Origin of the sequence: Limosilactobacillus reuteri (genome assembly GCF_020785355.1) — a bacterium.
GTDB lineage: Bacteria > Bacillota > Bacilli > Lactobacillales > Lactobacillaceae > Limosilactobacillus > Limosilactobacillus reuteri_I.
In genome coordinates, this window is the sequence record NZ_JAJGVH010000051.1 from 1 (window position 1) to 812 (window position 812).

Here is an 812-nt window from a genome sequence, read left to right on the forward strand (position 1 = left end):
AAGGCTATATTCGCTTGGGAATGGATGTACACAAAATCTTATTATCATACACCAGATATGCAATCACAGCATGAGATTCTTAATAAAATAGCAACTTTGATTGACAATAGCGAATTACAATGCACTTTAACACAATCACTTTCCCCAATAGATGCCAATAATCTTAGGAAAGCTCACAGTCTTGTTGAAAATGGGCATATGATTGGAAAAATAGTCGTCGCAGATCGGCAAAAGTAACTAAAGTTATTTATGATAGATATCGCTGAGTAAAATTTAATGCTAATTTATCAAAACGTGATGTCAGCAATTGTTGACATCACGTTTTTTCTCTTTTATATTAAATGTTTCAAATCATGATTTGCACACAAAAAATCTTTTATAAAGCCTATTAAATCAATAGTTTCGGCGATTTGATGATGCAAGCTCATGCACACACTTTTTCTGTGTGCACATCTGTGTGCATGACATTCTTAAATAAACAAAAATAGCCCTTGATATATCTTCGTAAAACTTTGATATATCAAGGGCTAATAAACTTTGTAAGTTTTAATAGTGCTGACTAGAGGATTCGAACCTCCGACCTCATCATTACTAGTGACGTGCTCTGCCAACTGAGCTAAGTCAGCATAATAACAATTCCTAATTAATTATACCAGAAACTGTTATTAAAGAAAAGACGCGAATCGTTTAACCGGTTCACGTTTTGATCGCATGGCAACGTCCTATCCTCGCAGGGAGCGATCCCCCAACTACTTTCGGCGTGTTGAAGCTTAACTTCTGTGTTCGGCATGGGAACAGGTGTATCCTTCAAG

Annotated in this window: 1 protein-coding gene, 1 tRNA gene and 1 rRNA gene; 1 reads left to right on the top strand and 2 read right to left on the bottom strand. The window is 36.1% G+C overall.

Annotation, left to right across the window (positions count from 1 at the left end):
- On the top strand, nucleotides 1-237 hold a 237-nt coding region (locus LMB56_RS01945), incomplete at its 5' end, for a zinc-binding dehydrogenase (protein ID WP_229287856.1).
- Between the two features lie 316 nt (nucleotides 238-553).
- Here LMB56_RS01945 and LMB56_RS01950 read toward each other — a convergent pair.
- Both LMB56_RS01950 and rrf read right to left on the bottom strand, forming a co-directional pair.
- Nucleotides 554-626 (bottom strand) — tRNA-Thr (locus tag LMB56_RS01950).
- A gap of 83 nt (nucleotides 627-709) precedes the next feature.
- A 5S ribosomal RNA gene (gene rrf, locus LMB56_RS01955) occupies nucleotides 710-812 on the bottom strand; the annotation flags it as partial.